Below are 20364 nucleotides of genomic sequence, written 5' to 3'. Positions count from 1 at the left end.
CTATTACCGCTTATAAGGCGATACGAAGAACGCTATCCGGATTCTTCGGCGGTTCTTTGCGTGAACCCGGCTGTTTGATGCTGACAAACAGGGTTTTGCCATCAGCAGACAGCGCCAGGCTGTTTGGCAAGCCTGGTGCTTTCACCGTGCGTTTCACTTTGTAGCTACTGGCGTCGATGATGCTGATTTCGCCGGCTTTACGGTGAGTGACATACAGCTCATCACGATCGGCATTGAACAATACCGCTAGCGATTCCGGTACATCGATCTTGTGGATCACCTGCTGCGTACGGGTATCCAACACCAGCACCTGCGCTTGTTTAGAGTCGCTGAGGAACGCGCGATGGCCTTGAGTATCCAGCGAGATATTGAGGAAGAAGTGCTCTTTATCGCCCTCAATTTTTTGGCGCTTTTCAATCGCGTTCAGGCGCGTATTGATGGTTACCAGCTCGTTATTCGCATTGGTGACGTAGAGTTTCTGCGCGGCAGAATCGATCGCCAAACCGGTGCCCATTTTGCCGGTGTTCGGCACGGTGCTGATCAGTTTCAGGGTTTTGCCATCCACCACCCACACCACGCTCTGCTCACCAAGCCCGGTGATATAAACGCGATCGGTGGCCGGATCGACGGCCAGCTGGCGCGGCTGCAGCGGACGCACGCTTTCGCTCCGCTTGCGGCCATCCAGCACCAGCGTGTTGATCACTTTGCCGCTGGTCGCATCCACTGCGGTCAGTGCAGCATCGCGCGTGTTGCCGAGATAGAGAATATTGGTTTTCTGATTAATCGCCGCGCCAAAAGTCGGCAGATCGGTGTTGATGGTTTGCTTCACCGCCAGATCCTGCGGATCGAGGCGATAAACGGTGCCGCCTTTTTTGTCGGTTGTGCTCTGTGCGGTCGCGAGGAACAGCGCGTTATCGCTGTTGCTGAACGCCAGCTCGTAAGCTCCTTTTGAGATCACCTGGTTCAACGGCTGAGACTCCGCCGCCATGACCGCAGAGGTTGAGAACAGCGCCGTTGCCAGCAGCAGTGGACGCAGCGCCCACGATTTTTTATTCGCCTTCATAACTTCTCCATAGCAAAAACACCGCCTGATGGCAGTGAAGTGAAAGCTCGACATTACAACCAATGGTAAAAAGACAGCTCAAGGCGAGCCGACAAAGGGTTTTATTGTTTGAGAATAGTAATCATTTCGGAGGAGGAGTGACAGGATTTTATCCGCTGACAAACGCCGCCAGGGCGCCCAAAGGCACCCTGTCAGCACAGAACGTTAACGCAACTTATTTGGTCAGTTCAGCAGTCATGTGCACGCCGTTGTTGAAGTTGGCTTCGGTCACTTTATAGGAAGCACCAGCTTCGTGCGCCTGAGCAGCGATTTGCGCTTCTGCACCATCCAGCGTTGAAGCTGTTGCAGTGATGCTTTGTGCAAAGCTAGCGAATGGCAGAACGGTAAGAGCAACAACAGCAGCAAAAGTTTTGATAGATTTCATGGTCAATTCCTTAATGTACGTTTGATTGAGTAAGGCGTCATCGCCTTGTTGAGAGATATAATAGGCGCAGAATTGATCAGTAAAAAGCGGAGAGATTTGCCGTAGTTGTTCGATTATTTTGAACGTAAATAGCACATTTGGATTAACCTTTATACAAACGGTTAAAAAACTGACATTTAGTTAGAAGGCAGGATGAATGGCTGTGATAGGTGTTTATAAAAATTCATGCGGCTATCAATCAGGTCGCCATAAATGGCGACCTTACGGTGTTGTAGGGTCGCCATTTATGGCGACCTGGCGGTGTGGTAGGAACGCCATTTTATGGCGACCTGGTCGTTATTAACCGTGATGACGTACGCGGGTAAAGATGGTGATGGCAGCGAGCAGCATCAGCACACCGCTGGCGAGGAATACGCCGCCTGCACCTTGCAGATCAAACATCCAGCCACCGGCGGCGGCACCGGCGGTGATTGCCAACTGAATGGTGGCGACCAGTAAACCGCCGCCCGATTCCGCATCGTCCGGCACCGCGCGGGAAATCCACGTTGACCAACCGGTAGGCATCGAACCAAACGCCAGGCCCCACAGCGCGACACCCGCCGCCACCAGCCACGACACATCGCCAAAACTCACCAGCAGCAGCGCCGTCACGCTCATTACCAGCGCCATCGCCGTTAGCGTCAACGATACGCTGCGCGTCACCAGATAACCGGCCAGCGACGTACCGAAGAAATTCGCCACGCCGAACGCCAGCAGCACCAGCGACAGCTGATTAACGTTGAGCTGCGCTGTGCCTTCGAGGAACGGACGCAGGTAAGTAAAGAAGGCGAAGTGGCCGGTAAACATCATGATCACCGCCAACATGCCCCAACGCATCACGCTTTTACGTAGCAGATCCAACACGCCACCGCTGCGCGCTTTATTGACCGGCGGCATCGCGGGCAGCGTGAAGAACTGCCACAACAGTGCCAGCACGCCGAGCGCGGCCGTCAGTATGAAGATGTTACGCCAGCCGATAATGCCACCCAGATAGCTCCCGAGCGGTGCAGCAATAATGGTCGCCAACGAAATACCGCTAAACACGATAGAGAGCGCACGCGGCACCTGATCGCTCGGCACCAGACGCATGGTAATCGCCGTGGAAAGCGTCCAGAAGCCACCAATCGCAATGCCCAGCAGCACACGGGCCAGCAGAATCATCGGCAAATTCTCGGCAAAGGCCACCAGCAGCGCAGAGGCAATCAGCAACAAGGTAAACGCCAGCATCACTAAGCGGCGATCGAGCTGACGCGTCACATTGCCGATCACCAAACTGGTCAGCAGCGCCACCAGCGCGGTGACGGTAACGGTTTGTCCCGCCTGCCCTTCGCTAATATGCAGCGTGTCGGCAATCGGCGTCAGCAAGCTTACCGGCAGAAATTCTGCGGTAATCAGGCCGAACACGCCAAACGCCATGGCAAATACGGCGCCCCACGCCGGTTTGTCCACTTCTAAGGGTGTTTCGACTATTTCAGTATCCAGGCTCATCTGTGATCCCCATCACAAAATATTTAGCGTTAAGCATAGTGACTGATCATAAGACGATCTATGATGCAGAAACTTTGTTTTTTGATTATTCGTCTGGATTGATATGAGCCGCTATGAAGATCTGACCAGTGAATTGCTAATGGGCATGCGCCTTTATGGCGTCAAATATCAGCGCATTGCACTGCATGCGCCTTTTGGCCTGCAATATGACGATGCGCCAGGCCGTGCGCAACTGCATTTTGTTGGGCGCGGATCGTTACTGATCCGCTCAGCGTCAGGCGTGATCTATCCGCTCCAGGCCGGCGATGCGTTGCTGATCCCCCACGGCAAGCCACACGCGCTGATCTCCAGCGAAGAGGCGATGTGCGAACCCATCTCGACCTTTAATAGTCGGCCGATTTGCGCCAGCGTCTGCGCCATCGACGACAGCACAGAGCTCTGCCCGGATAATAGCGATGTGATTCTGTTCAGCGCTTGCATGGCATTTGAATTGGGCGGCATGCAGCCGCTGGTGCATACCATGCCAGATGTCATGTTGGTCAGCACACTTCTGGCGCAGTACCCGGAGATTCAGCCCATTCTCGATGCGATGGAGCGCGAAACGCGCCAGCGCAAAGCCGGTTTCGCCGGGATTTTGTCACGGCTGGCAGATGTGGTGGCGGCACAGATTGTGCGTGGCTGGGTGGAGAATGGCTGCGGTAAAGGCAGTGGATTGGTGCAGGCGCTGCGCGATCCGCGTCTCAGCCTGGCGATGGCAGCGATGCATCGCGCACCGGGTGAAAACTGGACGGTGGAACGGCTGGCGCGTGAATCCGGCAGCTCACGTTCGGTGTTTGCCGCGCGCTTCCAGACGGCAACCGGCATGACGCCGCTGCGCTATCTTACCGAACTGCGCATGCGGCTGGCGGTGGAACGTATCGTCAATGAGGGCGAAGCGGTGGAAAGCGTTGCTTTCCACCTCGGTTACGGATCACTGGCAGCGTTTAGCCGCGCGTTTAAACGTATTGTCGGCACGCCCCCCGGCGCACTGCGCGCCGAGCGGGAAATTCGATAAATATCAACGAAATACGCTAATCGCTTCTACCAGGCGATTAGCCTGATGCGTCATGCGGCCCGACGCCTCGGCACTTTCGGCCACACGGGCAGCATTTTGGTGGGTGATATCGTCCAGATCCTCGACCGCCGTGCTGACCTGTGTCAGCGCGATGGCCTGTTCAGCAGTGGCACCGCTGATTTGCGCGATCAAGGCAGTGACATTCTGCACCTGGTCGACAATCTCCTGCATGGTTTGCCCGGCCGCATCGGCATGATCGCTACCCGACTGCACGCGGTTAGCGCTGGTTTCCACCAGATGTTTGATTTCACTGGCGGCTTTGGCGCTACGCTGCGCCAGGCTGCGTACTTCACCGGCCACCACCGCGAATCCTTTGCCTTGCTCGCCGGCACGCGCCGCTTCTACCGCCGCGTTCAGCGCCAGAATATTGGTCTGGAAGGCGATGCCGTCAATTACGCTGGTAATGTTGGCGATGCGCTTCGAGCTATCGGCGATTTCGGCCATCATGCCCATCATCTCCTTCATCACCTCGCCGCCTTTAATTGCCGCAAAGCTGGTGTTTTCCGATAGACCATTCACCTCTTTGGCCGTTTCGGTGTTGCTCTTCACCGTCGCCGTCATTTCGTTCATGGTTGCGGCCGTTTGCTGCACATTGGCAGCGGCCTGTTCGGTACGGCGGCTCAGTTCGTCGTTGCTGCGCGCAATGGCATCGCTGGCGCCAAGAACGTTAATGGCCTGGCCGCTAACATCATCCACCAGCCAGCGAAACATCAGACCCAGCTGGCCGATGGCGCGCAGCGTGACGCCAATCTCATCGACGCGATCAATCTGTTCCACTTTATGGCTAGCACCGGTCGCCACGCTTAACGCCTGGCGGCACATGCGTTCCATTGGACGCGAAATTTGCTGTTCGAGCCACAGGCTCGCCAACAGCAAAATAGCCGCCATGCCGCCGGCAAAGCAGCCCATCGCCAGCGGTGCCATGCCCAACGACCAAACGCCCAGCACCGAGAGCGGCAGCAGCGTGAGCAAGGTTGAGCGAATACGCCAGCGCAGCGGCAGGGTTTTTAGCATTGAGCCCATGCGACGCCAGCCGGTACCGACAATCAATCCTTTATGAAAGCGACGCCCTTTCGCGCGGCCTTCGCGGAAATCGCGGTAGAGCGCTTCAGTTTGTCGTACTTCCTCGGCTGACGGCTTGGTGCGCACCGACATAAAGCCCTGAACGTTGCCCTCGCGCACCACCGGAATGGCGTTGGCCCGCACCCAGTAGTGATCGCCATTTTTACGACGGTTTTTCACCAGCGCCGTCCACGGCTCGCCCTGCTTGAGGGTCGACCACATATCGGCAAAGGCTTCAGGTGGCATATCGGGATGGCGCACCATGTTATGCGGTTGGCCATTCACCTCTTCCGGGCTAAAGCCGCTGACTTCAATAAAGGCATCGTTCGCGTAAGTGATGTGGCTGCTAAGATCGGTGGTCGACATCAGTGTGGCGTCATCGGCAAAGGCGAATTCGCGCTGAGTGACGGGCTGGTTGTTACGCATGTGTGTGTCCTTGCCAGAAGCAGGCTAAAAGAAAAAATTGATAACGGTTTTTTACCTTTTCGGCACTGCGATGGCCTGGCTTTAGCGTCCATTTCAAATTAACCACAATAAAAAAGCCGCTATGCAGCGGCTTTCACATTTTTGTCACCCATGTCATCTATTAATCTGGTTTTACAGTAAACCAAATCAATCTTTTACCTCACGGCATTTGCCAAAGCCATTCCCGTTGCAGCAAGGCGGCAAGCCGACTCATCCCCGGGAGCATAGTTTACTATGTGACCGGGGTGAGGAGGCGCAGCCAACGCCGCTGCAGCGTGAAGGGCGCCGGCAAATCAGAACTGCCAGCGAACGCCCACGTTATAACGCCATCCTCTGGCGCCGTTGCCGTCAATCTCTTTGCGATAATCAGCTTCAGCATACAACGACACGTCCTTTTGCAAGGTGGCGGTGCCACCCGCGCCCACTTCCCACATTTGACCAAAGTGACCGCTCTCGAAGCTCGCATTAAACGCCGGATTATCCACCGATGACACCGAGGTCTTCGCTGTGCCACCCCAACCTTTGTAATAGTTGGCGCGCAGATATGGCGTGTATTGACGATTGCTTTCGTCGGTCCAGGTGCGATCCAGTCTCGCGCCTAAACGACCGATCGTTTGGTTGTAGTTGCTATAGCGCACCTGATTACCATCTTCATCAACCAAGTCGTTCATGTTGAGCTTCATGTACATTAACTGCGCCTGCGGCTCCAGCTTATAACCCTCGCCCAACTCAAACGGATAACCGCTCTCCAGCGAGGCCGTCCAGCCGTGACCTTTCAGCTTTGCCACCTCTTGCTTACGCGCAATGTCAGTTTCACCACGATGCCAGTCGAATGACAACACGCCATCCAGATAGAAGCCGTTCTGGCGCTGCCAGGTGCCGTAAAATGCCAGACTGTCGCTGTCGAAGGTGGTGCTGCTGTAGCCATCGGCAGCGTGTGGGCGCAGACGGGTATTGCCACGCGTATAGGCCAAGCCGCCACGCAGACTGTCTTTCTCGCCGTCGAGTTTTAACAGGTTACCGCCGATCTGCACCGCGCTGTAATCGAGGTCAAAGTCATAACCGTAATCCCGGAACGTGCGATCGCTTTTGTACTTGAGATTCGAGCCGATGTAGCGCACAAACATTTCCCCCCCCTTGCCTTCCGGACGGGTTTGTTCATGGCGCAGTTCACCCAAGCGTTTATGCAAGTCATCAATGATCGCCGCCGTGTAGTACGCCAGGCCAACCGGTGCAGATACGTAGGATGGCACCTGCGGTACCACGGCCGGACGCGCATTGTTGTTTACCCGTGGAGCAGAACTAAACGGCGTGGTGACCAATGGTGAACAGCTGGTTTCACCCTGACACACGTAGGTGTTCGCCAGACGATAGTCCCAGTAATTGTTGCCTGTACCGCTGACTAAACGCTGGCCAGGATCGCTGGCACCCGGCGCGAAGCTGTAAAGCTGATACTGCCACGGCCCCGCCGCCAGATATCCGCCCTGCAAGCCGAAGCTGCTACCGCTGCCGCTGCCAGCCACCTGCGCCAGAGAAATACCTTCGTACGCATCGATAGCGCCGGAGCGGTTAACATCGGTCAGTGCACCGGTGCTGGCAGCATCCAGCTTCACATTCAGTAAAGTCGTGCCGCTGGCATCACCTTCTACATTGATGTGGTCGGTGAACTGATTACTCAGCGCGCCGCCCTGATTCAGGTTAGTGACTATATTCGCCTCACCCCCTTGTGACGCGAGCGAGCCATCGATATTCAGCGTATTACCTGGCGAACCGCTGCCATTGGTTAGATCGATGATCCCGGCGTTATTCACCACCAGCGAGTTGTCAGAGCCGCCCGCCAACGTTGGATTGACATTGTTACCGGCATACAGCGTTGAACCGCTGCCGATGTTGATATCGCTGTGCGCAAGCTTGAGGTTGTCGGTCAAGGTCCACTGTGAATTGTTGAAGTTGATGGTGCTCCAGCCGCTGCCGAGATTCACCCCTTTGCTAAGATCGTCGGTACTGAACGAGCCACCGCGTGATGCAATGTTATTGAAGGTTAAGGTGTTGCCGGTGCCGGTACCGCTGGTGAGGTGGTAGGTGGTGCCGAGATCGACGTTGCTCACCTCTGCCAGGTTGTTGTTGTCGTTGCCCATGGTCAGGCTGCCGTTGAGCGTGCCGCCGGTCCAGCGGAACACATCCGATCCGCCGCCTGGATTGATATCGCCCTGCACCGCCCCTTCGGTCAGCAAGATTTCGTCATCGGCGTTGCTACCCGCCACCGCCACGGTTTGTGGACTGGCGGTGGTGATGGTGCCGAGGTTCTCGAAGATGGTTTTACCGCCGCGTAAATCGACCACCGGCGATGTCAGGCTGTTGGAGGTGAAGTTGCCGGTATTGACGATGGTGCCGGCGGTGCTGGAAATCAGCGCCGATCCACCTGCTGCATTATCAATATTGACGTTGGCGGCAGTGGTGACATTGCCGGTGGTATTAGCACGGATGCCAGTGCCGCCTGCGCCAGTAACATTAAACTGGTAACCGGAGCCCAGGGTTAAATCGCCGTTAGTGGTGGAGCCATCGGCATTAACGATATTCAGGCCGGTGCCACTGCCGGACACATTGGTGGTCACCGTGGAGGCAGGGTCGAACGGTACCGCGGTGCGAATACCGTTACCGTTGCCGACGTTAATGGTGAGATTACTCAGGCCTACGTTGCTAAGCTCAGCGCGGTTCTCAATACCATTTCCGCTGCCGAGCACATTTACCGTAGCGTCACTGGCGCTCAGCGCTGTCGCCCCGCTATCCAGCAAGATGCCGTGCGCGTCGCCGCGCGTGGTGATCACCGTGTCGCTGCCGGTCAGCGCCAGTTGCGCGCCATCGCTGATGCGCACGCCCGCGATGCCGTTATCAACGTTAATGGTGCCGCCTTTCGCCAGCGTGCTGCCGCTGCCTGACACATCCAGTCCGGTACCGTTTGCCACATTCACCACGCCGTTGTTGGTCAGCGTGCTGCCCGCGCGTGAGCGAATGCCGATGTTGTTACTGCCAGTAAGATTTACATTGCCAGTGTTGACCAGTTGAGCACCGTTGGTGACATCAAAACCTATCGCCCCGTTCCCTGCACCGCTCACGTTGCCATTGCTTGTCACAGTGGTGGCCGCTGCACTGCCATCCAGCGCGTTGCTCAGGTCGGTGCGCAGATTGTTGACCAGTACGCCAACCGCGTTGCTGCCGCTTAGATTAATGCTGCTGCCGCTATCCAGCGTGGCGTTAGCCCCGCCTTCCGCGCGGATCGCCGTGCTGCCCTGACCGTTGGCGGTGAAGTTGGCGTTGCTGCTATTCAGGCTGCTGCCGCTGCCCGAAATAATCGCGCCGGTCGTACCGCTGGCGCGGGTAGAGATAGTTGTGGGATTGGTAAAACTCAGCGCCGCACCATCATCAATGCGATAGCCGGTTGAGCCGCTGCTGTTGATATCTAAAGCGTTGGTGGCTGAGCTGATGCGTGATCCGCTGCCCGCTGCGTGATAGGCAATTTGATCGGTGTTATTGAATATCGGCGCTGAACCGGCGGCGATATTCACCGCTGCGCCATTCAGCGCTTCCGCCCCGATCGCGCCCGTACCGTTGAGATTCAGCGTGCCGCCATTCAGGTTCGCTACCGCACGATTACCGCTGGCGCTGACGCCACGGCTGCGGCTGGTGGTGCTGCCGCCGTTGACGTTAATCGTGCCCGTATTATTAGCGGTGGTGGCTGAGGTGCTACCGCTGCTGTTCACCGCGATGCCGGTGCCGCCATCGTTGATGTTGATATTGCCGCTATTGGTGCCGGTTGCGCCGCTCTCCACGCGAATGCCAGTGGAATTGGCCCCGCTGAAGGTAATATCGCCGGTGTTGGTCAACTGCGCGCGATTACGTGCCAGATAACCGGTTAATCCGCTCTGCGCTGCATTGAGTGATGCGGCGGAGTTCAGGCTGGTGCTGGCCACCGGCGAGCCGCTGTTTTTGCCAAAGATATCGTGTTTTTGCCCATCAACAATCGCGCCAATCGCGTTGCTACCGGTGAGATTCATGGTGGTGGCGGCATCAATGACGCCTTTTGCTCCGCCTTCAACGGTGATGCCATTAGCGCCGGTGCCGCTGACGTTAATTACCGCCGCATCCGTATTCACATCTGTGCCTGCGCCACTGCCAAGTACCGCTGTCGAACCGGCACCCGAGGCGATCAATGACAAGGCGTTACCGTTAAAGTCCGCGCCCTGCTCAACGCGGAACAGCGTGGAGTTCTGCGTCGTCACATCAAACGGATTATTTCCCAGTACATTAATCAGCGCATTTGGGCCGTAAGCGAAGAACGCGATTTGATTGGTGCCGCTGGAGAAGGTCGGCACCGCCGCTGGATCAACCGTCACCGTGGAGTTACCCCGTGCATGCACGCCAATCGCGCCATTACCGCTGAGATTGATTGGGCCATCGACTGTGGCCTGTGCGCTACCCGTCGCGCCTTGTCCCTCAACCCACACGCCATAGTTACGCGTGCCGCTGGCTGGATCTGCCCCTCCCGCCACGTTGATGGTGCCGGTTGAGGTGGCGCTGGCGCTATTGCCGTTGGTCGCCAGCACTTTCAAGCCGGTGCCGTTGACGCCATTCAGATTAATGGTGCCGGCGTTATCAATGTTCCCGCCGCTGTTGGTCACCAGCATCCCGACGTTTTCACGCGGTATTGTGGCTGCGGCACCATTCACATTGATCACACCGCGGTTGATCAGGGTGGCGTTATTCGCGCCGGTCGCCGACATCCCCGCTGCGTTTTGCGTTTTTGTCCCGATGGTGATGTTGCCGTCGTTCACGGCGTTGCCGTTGGCGACCAAGGCGATACCGCTGGTGAGGCCACTCTGGTTCATTGCCGTGTCCGCAACCGCATCGCTCACGCTGTTTTGCGGCCCACGCCCAATGTAAATATTGCCGCTGGCGTTATTGGTAAAACTGGCAGTGGCATCGGTAAGCAGTACGCCAGAGGTGGTGCCGCGTGCGCTGGAACCGTTCACACCCACATTAATATTGCCGCTGTTATTCGCCGTCGCGCTGGCACCGAGATTGATTCCCGCGACGCCATATTGCGAATTACTGCCGGTGGTCGCGAGATTAAGAATGCCGTTGTTGTTAAAAGTACTGCCGGTTTGCACGGAGACGCCGTTGGCGCCGTAGCCGGTTGAACCAATGCCGGTGCCATCCTGACGATTGAGAAAACCGCCGTTGATCACGCCGTTATTGGTGCCGGTACTGTTATCGGTTAATACCAGCGGGGTGCCGTTATTGGTGACGCTGCCACGGCTGGCCAGTTTGCCATCAATCACCGCTTCTGCGCCGTTTGCGGCTCTGATCGCGCCGCCGGTCGCGCCCACCACTTCCAGCGTTTTGCCTGCGGCCAGGTTCACTTTCGCGCCGCTGCCATTGGCCTCAATCACAATGCGATTGCCGATGGATTCGGTGACTTCATCCGGTGGCGTGGCGCTGACGTTGTAAACGATGTTGGCATTGGTGAAAGTGACGGCTTTGTTAAATTCGGTGAGATAGCGGGTTTTATCGAGATTGCCCGACTGCAATTGGCTTATCAGCCAGTTGTTGTAGCTTTGCAGTTGGCTGGCGTTGGTAACAGTGATGCTGGTGCTTTTGCCATCCAGCGTTTGCACATTGAAGGCACCGTTGTAGGTGGCAAGGTTTTGTACCTGATAGCTGCTGGTCGCCGATCCCGTGCCGTCTGGCGTGGCGGTTGAGCCAAAAAAGCTGATGCGATTATTGCTGTTCCAGTTCACCGTACTGTTCGCGCCGACCGTAAACAGTTCGGTCTGTTTGGCAGCCATCGTCCAACTGTTAGTGGCGGCGCTGCTGGCCGCATTGGTCTGGCCGATATTCACATCCAGCGTGCCGCCGCCCGTGACATCTGCCACGCGGGCATCAATGTATTGTCCATCATTGACGTTCTGCACATCCGGCACGCTGGTCTCGCTGCTAACGGGCGCCAGAGCAACCAAACTGGCCGAGTTATAAACCTGGAAGGTACTGTTGGTGCCGGTGGCGGGATCGGGTGTAGTGATGGCGAAGTTTTGCGGGCCGGGATCGAGACGATCCTGATTAAGATATTGCGCGCCTGAGGTAATCGCCACTTGTCCGAGCGTGGTGGTCACCGCGCCATCGCTACCGGCCGTGAACGCCTGGTTACCGGTCAGGGTTTGGCTGCCTCCATTGACAATAAGACTGCCGGTTTGATTGTCATTATCTTGCGGTGTGTAAGTCCCCAATGTAACAGCCTGACTTTGCATTGCTGGAATGAACAGCAACTGCGCCGCCAACATCCCTAAAGCGATAGGATTTAATTGAAACCTCATACTTCCTCCAGTGGGCGTGCAGCGTCCACGCTGTTATTGCAACAGCGTTAAATTCATCGCGAGGGGATAAAACGGCAGGTTAATACCAATCCCGGTTAGCAATCTCATTCGAGAACAACTGTGTGAAGAAATACGGTGCAGCGAAAAAAGGAGATCGAGAGTCGTTATAGATTTATTGGCTGTAGGTATAGACTTTTTTATCCAGTGATGCAAAAAGGAATTAAGGATAACTTATTGTGATAATGGATAAATATTTGCGAGGTTGGTTAAATAATATAAATAAATTAATACCATTTTAAAGTTAAGTGCTCATCTGCTATCCCCTTAATAAATCCTTTATTTATTCCTGATGCTTTACTTACAAATGGTCCGTACCCCGTAAAACTGTCAGTGCCGGGGTAAGCGATACGATGGAGTGCAAAAATGTGATTAGCATCACGTTTAATTTGGTCGCCATGAATGGCGTAATGCCGATCAGTTAAGCTAAGCGCCGAGCGACTTTCGTTCGCTATCGGCTGGGGCAGTTTCAGCTATGCCGTGCGGCGACCGAGCAGAGGGCGCCAGGCCGCGCCCTCTGCACTCCGCGGCCCTGCGCCAGCCCAGCCCGCCGCTACGCGGTTCCTTCACTCGCTCACGATTCCTGACGGACCGGCGGCGATTCGCTCCTGCTCAGCGCCGCCTCTCGCCGCATCCCTGCGACTCGTCCTGGAATCCTTCACTCGTTCAGCGGGCTCGGATGTCGCCTCAACACCCACGCTGCAGCATCAATGCGTATTTCTGAATCACCATCGCTGTAACGCCTGTAGGGTCGCCATTCATGGCGACCAGGTAACCCCCGCAGAGCCAATGCGCTGCTTAATTGACGAGCATTACGCCATAAATGGCGCCCCTACGGCAGCGGGTTGAAATTAACTCAGATCGACATTGCGGGTGCCCGCCCACCAGGTAATGGCGAATCCGCCAATCCACGCCACTATCAGCCCGGCAAGATAAACCGCCATACCGGCAAAAATGCCCTGTGATGAAGTCATTAGCGGCAATGTCACTAAGCCAGACGGCCCAAACACGGTATTCATGCCCACCGGCAATCCCAGCCAGGCCACCAGCCCAATAAAGAAGCCGCCCAGCGCGCCGCCAAAACAGGCGGTAATAAACGGCTTAAGTCGCGGCAGCGTAACGCCATAAATCAGCGGTTCGCCGACGCCAAGCAAACCCGGCACTATCGCGCCTTTGATCTGCTTTCGCAGCAGTGAGTTTTTATCTGCTTTGCACCATAGCGCCAACGCTGCGCCGACCTGGCCCGCCCCGGCCATCGCCAATATGGGAAATAGCGAATTAAAACCCTGGGTTTCCATCAGCGCAAAATAGACCGGAATAAAGCCCTGATGAATACCGAACATCACCGCGATTAAAAACAGTCCGGCGAGAATGGCACAGCCGAACGGATTGTTATTCAGATGAATGAATAACCACGACATGCCTTTAAATAATTCGCCGCCAATCGGCATAATCACCAGGAAGGTGGCGGCACCAGTAATTAATAATGTCAGCAACGATGTCAGAATCATATCGAGATTGTCAGGAATGATTTTGCGCAGCTGTTTTTCAACCCAGGCACCGAATATGGCCGCCAGCAGCACGCCAATAATATTGCCGCGCGGATCGATCACCATGCCGAAGAAATCTTGCATCCCACTGTAATAGCCAACCTTCGCATCAGGTACATAACCCAGCACAAACAACGAGGCGATAATGGCCCCGTTTACGCCGGTTCCGCCAAAGGCTTTCTGCGCGTTGTAACCGATCAAAATACTCAGGAAGGTGAACAGCCCTTTACCGAAGACTTTCATGTACGCCACGCTATCAAGCAGCCAGCGCGCATGTTCGCCGGGCTGATTGAGGTGGAAAATCTGCTCAATCAGCGTGGCAAAACCCAGTAGTAAACCCGCGCCGATAAATCCGGGGATCAGCGGCGTAAAGATGGTGGCGAAACAGGCGAGAAAGCGGTGCAGTGCGCTGGTCTGCTTCGCCTTCATCTGCTGCTTTTGCGCGCTGGCAATGCTGTGCAGATCGCCGGTGGATGCGGTATTGAGCAGCAGCTGCATCTTCTCGGCGGCGGTTTGTGCTTTGCCGGGACCCAGTACGATTTGCAACTGCGCGTCGCTATCAATCACACCCAGCACGCCCGGCAGCGTTTTGAGCTTCGCACTATCCACCCGAGCGGCATCGGCCAGCGTCAAACGCAGGCGCGTCATGCAGTTGCCGCACTGCACAACGTTGTCGGCACCGCCCACCGCATGCAGAATGTCGCGTACCACACCTTCAGTGATGGCGGCCATCATTGTGCTCCTGCGTCACGTAATGCGTTGCGAATAAAGCCCTGATTTTGATTCAGCAGTGATTTCGCGTCATCGGCATTTAATCCTGCCAACACCATCACTATCGCGGTTTTACAATGCCCCTGACATGCTGCCAGCGCCTGCTGCGCGGTAATATCATCACAGTCGGTGGCTTGTTTGACGATATTCACCTGGCGCTGCACCAGCTTCTGATTAGTCGCTTCAACGTCCACCATCAAATTGCCATACACTTTGCCGCGGCGAATCATCGCGCCGGTGGTGAGCATATTCAGTACCAGCTTCTGGGCGGTACCGGCTTTCATACGTGATGAACCGGTAACCACTTCCGGGCCGACTACCGGCGTGAGCGCCACATCAGCGGCCTGCGACATCGGGCTGTTCGGATTACAGGTCAAGGCCGCCGTAAACGCGCCCTGCTGACGTGCATACGCCAATGCGCCCAGCACATATGGCGTGCGGCCGCTGGCAGCAATGCCCACCAGCACATCGTTCGCATTAAACTGGATATCCCGCAGATCCTGCGCGCCCTGCTCCACATTGTCTTCAGCGTTTTCCACCGCTTGCAAAATCGCGGTGTGGCCACCGGCAATCAATCCCACCACCTGGCTGCGCGGCGTGCCAAAGGTCGGTGGACATTCGCTGGCATCCAGAATCCCCAAACGACCCGATGTACCCGCGCCACAATAGATCAGACGGCCGCCTTTACTGAATGCCTCGGCAATCGTATCCACCACCTGCGCAATCTGCGGCACGATGGCTTCTACCGCCAGCGCCACTTTTTTATCTTCATCATTGATCACGCGCAGCATGGCTTCTGTCGTCAGCTCATCAATGTTTTGGCTGGCGGGGTTACGCCCTTCGGTAATCATCTGGCTGAGATCGATCTGCATGGAATGCTCCTGTGAGAGAATAATTTATTCTATAAACTATATATCAAAAAGAATTGTTAATTCCTCCGGCATCTGAGATTTTTTGTTCATAGGTCTGGATGCCATGTGCCAACAAAAAAGCCTGCATAAGCAGGCTGAATTGATGATGCGAAGTTGCGGATAATGTGTTTATGTCTTGGCCAACTCTCTGCGCGCTAACTCCGCTAAGAATCCACTTCTTGAACCATACTCCCGATGTTCCTCAACGTAACGATCGATACGCGCCAACAAGTTTTGTGCAATGGTGATGTTTAACTTAATTGCCTTGCCATCATATTTGCTTAAATCGACATCCACATAAGCCCAGGCACCGCCCTGACAATCTTCATTATCAAGATGTGCATCAAAGGTTTTCGCCTCAGGAATTGAACCACCGTCATCGACAGTGAACTCTACGTGCGCGTCTATCGCTTCCGCTGCATCTTGTATTGTGTTCTCGAAGGTATCACCTGCGAAATAGCATCCGGTCACATCGGGTACAAACCCTGAGTAAGTGCCACTTTCTGTCTTGTGGATGTAAATTGGATATCTCATTTGCAACCCCCACCAGCTTTGGCTGGCTTGCTATAACGTGCAAAGCACTGGAATAATTTATTGCCGAAATTTGGCGCGCAAAGCGCGCCTGTTTTCACATCTGTTTAAGTATGGTGTTCAACGTGCCCGTTGAAATATCTTTTGTCGGGTGAGGGACCGCAATTGCATACCTCACTCCGTCCTTTTTGAAAATGTGATGACTTCCTTTCACCCTTTTTTGCACCCACCCATTTTCGCTCTAATAGCTTTATTAATTCGCCACTGGTCAATCCAACCTCCCTGAACCCTGGCATGCAGTTATTATACCCACCATAACCACGTTCAACAATATTTATGGTTATAGTGGGTATTGATTTTAAACAGGTGCGTGTTTAGAGGTTATGAGACATGTCTGCAGCGGGCATAAAAAAACCCGCCGATGGCGGGTTTTGATGCATAGCGGTCGCCATGAATGGCGACCCTACGGCTTACATTAACTGGCGCTTTGCGTGCGCAGCTGCTGTTCGTAGGCGGCAGCCTTTTTGGTGTCGAACTGGTCTTCCCAGCGCGCAATCACCAATACCGCCAGTGCGTTACCGATCACGTTCAGCGCGGTACGCGCCATGTCCATGATGCGATCCACACCAGCAATAAACGCCAGGCCTTCCAGCGGAATGCCCACGCTGCCCAGTGTCGCCAGCAGTACCACAAAGGAGACGCCCGGCACGCCGGCGATACCTTTGGAGGTCACCATCAGCGTCAGCACCAGAATGATCTCGTCAGTCAGCGACAGATCAATCCCATACAGCTGGGCGATAAAGATCGCCGCGATGCTCTGGTACAGCGTTGAACCATCAAGGTTGAACGAGTAACCGGTCGGCACCACGAAGCTGGTGATGGCTTTCGGCGCACCGTAGGCTTCCATCTTCTGCATAATGCGCGGCAGCACGGTTTCTGAGCTGGAAGTGGAATAGGCAAGAATCAGCTCGTCTTTCAGAATGCGCATCAGCGTCGTAATGCGCAACTTACAGAAGCGCGCCACCGTGCCGAGCACCACGAAAGCAAAGAACAGAATCGCCACGTACACCAGCAGCACCAGCTTGGCCAGCGGATAGAGCGAGGCAAAACCGAAGTTGGCAATGGTGACGGCAATCAGCGCAAATACGCCGACCGGCGCATAACGCATGATCATGTGCGTCACTTTAAACATGGTTTCGGAAATAGAACGGAATACCGTGACCAGCGGATCGCGATGTTCCGATGGCAGCGCCGACAGCCCCATACCAAACAGCACCGAGAAGAAGATAATCGGCAGCATGTCGCCCTTCACCAGCGAGGCGAAGATGTTCTGCGGGATCAGCGACAGAATGGTGGTCACCAGACCGTGTGGAGCGCCCTGCACAGCTTCCGTTGTGGCTTCGTATTTAGAGATGTCCACCGTTGCCAGCGTTGACATATCAATGCCGCTGCCGGGTTGGAATACGTTGGCCAGCGTGATGCCGACCACAATGGCAAGGGTGGTGATCACTTCAAAATAGACGATGGTTTTGACACCAATACGTCCGAGCTTTTTCGCATCGCCGACGCCAGCAATGCCGACAATCAGAGAGGAGATAACAATCGGTACCACGATCATCTTGATCAGATGAATAAAGATGTCACCCGCTGGCGTCAGAATGTTAGTGATTAACCATTCACGATCGTCGGGCTGATTATGCAGCACGGTTCCCACAATCACGCCCAGAATCAGCGCAACTAAAATCTGCCATGCAAGGGTGAACTTAAAACCTTTCATAACGCGTTATTTCCTCAGTAAAAAACCCCTTTGCTCTGCTGCGAAGGTGCAGGAGAAATGTCACACAGGGAAGTGAGCAAAAGCCCGATAAAATAGAGGGTTATTTATGACTGCGTCGGTTACAGCTGTGCAGGCATTTTACGCCTGCGTAGTGATGCAGTCTGAGTTGATACCTGCTGAACAGGGCCGAGATAAGTACCATTTTCACTACGGTAAATGCAACCCCCGGCGCGATAGCGCAAATCTTATTCAGGTTAGTAGCATAAAATGCTGACAAAGGTGAGCGGCCATAACTCGCTGTTATGAAAAGTGTTAATTCGATAATTTTCAGCATAGCTATGCAAGATTGCGCAAAAAGCGGCCCGGCTCGTTTGCTGATTATTTGCACAATAGAGGCAGCGATCTCTTAGGCTTAAAGCAGCAGATCGCGCTGCTCGCGCGACGTTTTTACCAGGCAATGACGGGGAATTTGGCCGTGCTAAAAGGTCGTGATCCAGACTACAAAACAGAAACAAAGCCCTGTCGTGGTCTTCAATTAACCATTGATTGACATATGATTAACATCTTCAAGGAGGTCAGCCATGAGCCAAATACATAAGCATCCCGTACCCGCTGCCATTGCAGCGAATGCTCTTATTAATGCCGATCAGTATGCGGCGCTGTATCAACAATCGGTTGACGATCCCGACACCTTCTGGGGTGAGCAAGGCAAAATTCTTGACTGGATTAAGCCTTACAGCAAAGTGAAAAATACCTCCTTTGCCCCCGGTAATATTTCGATTCGCTGGTACGAAGATGGCGCGCTGAATCTCGCCGCTAACTGTCTCGACCGTCATCTGGCCACCCGTGGCGATCATCCCGCTATTATCTGGGAAGGTGACGACGCCAGCGAAAGCAAAACCATCACCTTCCGCGAGCTGCATGCGGACGTCTGTCGCTTTGCCAATGTGCTTGTAAGCCTTGGCGTCAAGAAAGGCGATGTGGTCGCAATTTATATGCCGATGGTGCCCGAAGCTGCCGTCGCCATGCTGGCCTGCGCGCGCATTGGCGCAGTGCATTCGGTGATTTTCGGTGGCTTCTCACCGGAAGCGGTGGCCGGACGCGTAGTCGATTCCAACGCGAAACTGATCATCACCGCCGATGAAGGGGTGCGTGCCGGTCGCAGCATTCCGCTGAAGAAAAATGTTGATGATGCCCTGAACAATCCGAACGTCACCACGGTGAAAAATGTGGTGGTGTTTAAGCGCACCGGTAAAGATTCCGGCTGGCGTGAAGGCCGCGATTTGTGGTGGCACGATCTGGTGGCAAAGGCCAGCGATCAGCACGAACCGGTCGCCGTTGATGCCGAACATCCGTTATTTATTCTGTATACCTCCGGTTCCACCGGCAAGCCGAAAGGTGTGCTGCACACCACCGGCGGTTATCTGGTGTATGCCGCCAGTACCTTTAAGTATGTGTTTGATTACCATCCTGATGATGTTTACTGGTGTACCGCTGATGTCGGCTGGATCACCGGTCACAGCTATCTGATTTACGGTCCGCTGGCGTGCGGTGCTACCACGCTGATGTTTGAAGGCGTACCGAACTGGCCGAAACCAAGCCGCATGGCGGAAGTGGTGGATAAACATAAGGTGACGCTGCTGTATACCGCGCCAACCGCGATTCGCGCCCTGATGGCCGAAGGCGATAAAGCGATTGAAGGTACCGATCGCAGCAGCCTGCGCATCATGGGTTCGGTGGGCGAACCGATCAACCCGGAAGCCTGGGAGTGGTATTACAAAAAGATTGGCGACAGCCGTTGCCCGATTGTTGATACCTGGTGGCAAACCGAAACCGGCGGCTTCATGATCACCCCGTTGCCGGGCGCGACCGAGCTTAAAGCCGGTTCCGCCACCAAACCGTTCTTCGGCGTACAGCCCGCGCTGGTGGATAACGAAGGGAACGCGCTGGAGGGCGCAACCGAGGGTAACCTGGTGATCGTTGATTCCTGGCCAGGCCAGGCGCGTACGCTGTATGGCGATCACGATCGTTTCGAACAAACCTACTTCTCCACCTTCAAAAATCGCTATTTCAGCGGTGACGGCGCGCGCCGTGATGAAGACGGTTATTACTGGATCACCGGTCGCGTCGATGACGTGCTCAACGTTTCCGGCCATCGCCTCGGCACCGCCGAGATTGAATCGGCGCTGGTGTCGCATCCGAAGATTGCCGAAGCCGCGGTGGTAGGCATTCCGCACAGCATCAAAGGCCAGGCAATCTACGCCTATATCACGCTGAATCACGGCGAAGAACCGTCGCCTGAGCTGTATACCGAAGTGCGTAACTGGGTGCGTAAAGAGATCGGCCCGATTGCCACACCGGATGTACTGCACTGGACCGACTCGCTGCCAAAAACCCGCTCCGGCAAGATTATGCGCCGTATTCTGCGCAAAATTGCCGCCGGCGATACCAGCAATCTCGGCGATACCTCTACGCTGGCCGACCCGGGCGTGGTAGAGAAATTGCTGGAGGAGAAACAGTCCATCACCATGCCGTAGTCGGCAGCGACCCGACGGAGAGTGTCAGCTTGTCCACGACAGGTTCCTCTCCGTCACCTTTACCTTACGCCGTATGCTTTTCAACATCGCACAACCCATACCCAAAATAATTCGAGCTGCAGGAAGGCGGCAAGGATGAGAATTCCAGGAGCTTACTGAAGTAAGTGACTGGGATGAGTCATACGCAGCCAACGCACCTGTAGC

At 55.2% G+C, this 20364-nt stretch carries 12 protein-coding genes; 2 read left to right on the top strand and 10 right to left on the bottom strand.

The genetic code is table 11. From position 1 onward, the window contains the following. Positions 1-10: 10 nt before the first annotated feature. The 3 genes from ACRQ84_RS17110 to ACRQ84_RS17100 all read right to left on the bottom strand — a co-directional run bounded on the left by ACRQ84_RS17110 (position 11) and on the right by ACRQ84_RS17100 (position 3014). The gene (locus ACRQ84_RS17110) at positions 11-1063 is read right to left on the bottom strand and encodes a 7-bladed beta-propeller protein YncE (protein WP_483816669.1); all 1053 of its coding nucleotides are present in this window, start codon (positions 1061-1063) and stop codon (positions 11-13) included. 214 nt (positions 1064-1277) lie between these two features. Beyond that, on the bottom strand, positions 1278-1487 hold the full coding sequence (locus ACRQ84_RS17105) for a YdgH/BhsA/McbA family protein (RefSeq protein WP_007888545.1): 210 nt from the start codon (positions 1485-1487) through the stop codon (positions 1278-1280). Positions 1488-1826: 339 nt separating this feature from the next. After that, a complete protein-coding gene (locus ACRQ84_RS17100; protein WP_483816668.1) occupies positions 1827-3014 on the bottom strand; it encodes an MFS transporter in 1188 nt (395 codons plus the stop codon). A gap of 103 nt (positions 3015-3117) precedes the next feature. On the opposite strand from ACRQ84_RS17100, the gene ACRQ84_RS17095 reads away from it, so the two are divergent. Then, on the top strand, positions 3118-4068 hold the full coding sequence (locus ACRQ84_RS17095; protein WP_064737872.1) for a cupin domain-containing protein: 951 nt from the start codon (positions 3118-3120) through the stop codon (positions 4066-4068). Positions 4069-4071: 3 nt separating this feature from the next. Here the strand turns inward: ACRQ84_RS17095 and ACRQ84_RS17090 are convergent, their stop codons facing one another. The 7 genes from ACRQ84_RS17090 to gltP form a co-directional block, all read right to left on the bottom strand. Next, on the bottom strand, positions 4072-5616 hold the full coding sequence (locus ACRQ84_RS17090) for a methyl-accepting chemotaxis protein (RefSeq protein ID WP_064737873.1): 1545 nt from the start codon (positions 5614-5616) through the stop codon (positions 4072-4074). A gap of 332 nt (positions 5617-5948) precedes the next feature. Beyond that, positions 5949-12026 carry an autotransporter outer membrane beta-barrel domain-containing protein gene (locus ACRQ84_RS17085; protein WP_483816667.1) on the bottom strand — a complete coding sequence of 2026 codons (6078 nt, stop codon included), beginning with the start codon at positions 12024-12026 and terminating at the stop codon, positions 5949-5951. A 908-nt stretch (positions 12027-12934) separates the two neighbouring features. After that, the gene (gene murP, locus ACRQ84_RS17080; RefSeq protein WP_483817946.1) at positions 12935-14365 is read right to left on the bottom strand and encodes a PTS N-acetylmuramic acid transporter subunit IIBC; all 1431 of its coding nucleotides are present in this window, start codon (positions 14363-14365) and stop codon (positions 12935-12937) included. Continuing rightward, positions 14365-15276, bottom strand: a complete 912-nt coding sequence (gene murQ / locus ACRQ84_RS17075; RefSeq protein WP_483816666.1) for an N-acetylmuramic acid 6-phosphate etherase — start codon at positions 15274-15276, stop codon at positions 14365-14367. The genes murP and murQ overlap by 1 nt, the downstream gene beginning before the upstream one ends. 168 nt (positions 15277-15444) lie before the next feature. After that, positions 15445-15849 (bottom strand): type II toxin-antitoxin system HicB family antitoxin, encoded by a 405-nt coding sequence (locus tag ACRQ84_RS17070; RefSeq protein WP_483816665.1) that lies wholly within the window; start codon positions 15847-15849, stop codon positions 15445-15447. A 94-nt stretch (positions 15850-15943) separates the two neighbouring features. Then, positions 15944-16024: a type II toxin-antitoxin system HicA family toxin gene (locus ACRQ84_RS17065; protein WP_483817945.1), complete on the bottom strand. Its 81-nt coding sequence runs from the start codon at positions 16022-16024 to the stop codon at positions 15944-15946. 297 nt (positions 16025-16321) lie between these two features. After that, positions 16322-17623 (bottom strand): glutamate/aspartate:proton symporter GltP, encoded by a 1302-nt coding sequence (gltP, locus tag ACRQ84_RS17060; protein WP_483816664.1) that lies wholly within the window; start codon positions 17621-17623, stop codon positions 16322-16324. A 581-nt stretch (positions 17624-18204) separates the two neighbouring features. Between gltP and acs the strand changes: the two genes are divergently transcribed. After that, positions 18205-20160, top strand: coding sequence for an acetate--CoA ligase (acs, locus tag ACRQ84_RS17055; RefSeq protein WP_483816663.1), 1956 nt, complete (start codon positions 18205-18207; stop codon positions 20158-20160). Positions 20161-20364 lie beyond the last annotated feature (204 nt).

This window comes from Pantoea sp. E2023-21, from assembly GCF_051302795.1.
GTDB classification, from domain to species: Bacteria; Pseudomonadota; Gammaproteobacteria; order Enterobacterales; family Enterobacteriaceae; genus Pantoea; species Pantoea ludwigii_A.
This window is presented reverse-complemented; position numbering and strand designations above follow the sequence as displayed.

Bases quoted from the DNA above. Each gene is read 5' to 3' on its own strand.
- ACRQ84_RS17110 (WP_483816669.1), bottom strand. From the start codon at position 1,063: ATGAAGGCGAATAAAAAATCGTGGGCGCTGCGTCCACTGCTGCTGGCA.
- ACRQ84_RS17105 (WP_007888545.1), bottom strand. From the start codon at position 1,487: ATGAAATCTATCAAAACTTTTGCTGCTGTTGTTGCTCTTACCGTTCTG.
- ACRQ84_RS17100 (WP_483816668.1), bottom strand. From the start codon at position 3,014: ATGAGCCTGGATACTGAAATAGTCGAAACACCCTTAGAAGTGGACAAA.
- ACRQ84_RS17095 (WP_064737872.1), top strand. From the start codon at position 3,118: ATGAGCCGCTATGAAGATCTGACCAGTGAATTGCTAATGGGCATGCGC.
- ACRQ84_RS17090 (WP_064737873.1), bottom strand. From the start codon at position 5,616: ATGCGTAACAACCAGCCCGTCACTCAGCGCGAATTCGCCTTTGCCGAT.
- ACRQ84_RS17085 (WP_483816667.1), bottom strand. From the start codon at position 12,026: ATGAGGTTTCAATTAAATCCTATCGCTTTAGGGATGTTGGCGGCGCAG.
- murP (WP_483817946.1), bottom strand. From the start codon at position 14,365: ATGGCCGCCATCACTGAAGGTGTGGTACGCGACATTCTGCATGCGGTG.
- murQ (WP_483816666.1), bottom strand. From the start codon at position 15,276: ATGCAGATCGATCTCAGCCAGATGATTACCGAAGGGCGTAACCCCGCC.
- ACRQ84_RS17070 (WP_483816665.1), bottom strand. From the start codon at position 15,849: ATGAGATATCCAATTTACATCCACAAGACAGAAAGTGGCACTTACTCA.
- gltP (WP_483816664.1), bottom strand. From the start codon at position 17,623: ATGAAAGGTTTTAAGTTCACCCTTGCATGGCAGATTTTAGTTGCGCTG.
- acs (WP_483816663.1), top strand. From the start codon at position 18,205: ATGAGCCAAATACATAAGCATCCCGTACCCGCTGCCATTGCAGCGAAT.